The organism is Mesorhizobium sp. IMUNJ 23232, assembly GCF_044326205.1.
In the GTDB taxonomy this organism is placed as follows: Bacteria; Pseudomonadota; Alphaproteobacteria; order Rhizobiales; family Rhizobiaceae; genus Kumtagia.
Map to the genome: position 1 here is coordinate 1 of NZ_JBIRCY010000160.1, position 1,108 is coordinate 1,108.

General features: G+C 61.2%; 1 protein-coding gene. It reads right to left on the minus strand.

Going from position 1 to position 1,108, the window contains the following annotated elements; all coding sequences use genetic code 11:
• Window positions 1-104 precede the first annotated feature (104 nt).
• Window positions 105-854 carry a phospholipase D family protein gene (locus ACH196_RS38095; protein ID WP_396651987.1) on the minus strand — a complete coding sequence of 250 codons (750 nt, stop codon included), beginning with the start codon at window positions 852-854 and terminating at the stop codon, window positions 105-107.
• Window positions 855-1,108: the final 254 nt, after the last annotated feature.

The following is a 1,108-nucleotide window of genomic DNA, read 5'->3' on the forward strand; positions in this document are numbered from 1 at the left end:
CAACGCGCCCGACCGGGCTGCGCGACCCCGACCAGCTTCACCCGGTCGGGCGCTCACCCTCGCGCACTGCACGAAGGGGGTCAAAATTGGACGCCGATCCGGGGTCAACTTTGCGCGCCGATTGACAGAAAGCCGTTTTCAGGGTCGATAAGTACATCCGTTGGAGGGTCGCCGAACGCGGCGCTCAACCGGGCCAACCCCTCGAGCCTGTCGTCCCAATAGGGTGAAACGACGATCAGGCGCTCAATGCGATCATCACCGACCGACGCAATGATTTGGTCCAGAATGGTAATTTCCGGACGATCGAAAAGCAGATTTAGGTCGGGAGCGCCATTCCAGATGTCGTCCGCATCCGCACCGTCGTCATACAACCAGGCGGCCGACCTCTTTGCCCGGTCCAGACTGGTGGGAAACCACTGATCGTCCTTCGGCACGAAGCGCTGCATATAGGCGATCGCGTTACGAAACAGCCGCGCGTTCTCGGGCCTGTCGTTCGAGTACTCTATACTGGCGATCTGCTCCTTGTTACCGGCTAGGCCAAGAGCGGTGAGATTGGCTGATCCTACAAATAGCCGTCCCTTGGATTCCCCGATCAGGGCGGTGATCTTTGGGTGGAACGCGCGGGGAGCACTCGCCTTGATAAGATGGTAGCTGCTGCCGGCGAAAGACGGTGGACCGAAGTCTGCAAACGCCTGATTGACCATCGCGCGGTCGGCCAGGACGACGATGTTCCTGCATCCTGCACCGCGTAGCTTGGGGAAAGGGACGTCCTCGAACGCGAGCGTTCCAAACGCGTACGTCGTCATGAACGCCGAATGAAATCCCCCTTCTCCGAAAGCCTCGTAATACCTCATGCCGCCGCCATTTCTGCTCGGCCCTGTTGGGTGACACCCTGATCACTGATGAGGCTGGCATCCCGCAAGAATGCCAGAGCCTGCGCGATGCGAGGACTGCTCGGGACGGGCTGGAAATCGGCCCGGTTGTCAATGGCGGCGCAAAACCAGGCCGTTGGGCGGCGCAAAAGTAGGCCACTTGGGCCGGCAAGCGGGGAACGGCGGGAGGGCGTAGCCCGACCACAGTTTGCCGCTTGCGGCGTCGGCGATTCCCT

What these genes read in the sequence shown, in the direction of transcription:
- ACH196_RS38095 (WP_396651987.1), bottom strand. Translation starts at nt 854, where the DNA reads ATGAGGTATTACGAGGCTTTCGGAGAAGGGGGATTTCATTCGGCGTTC.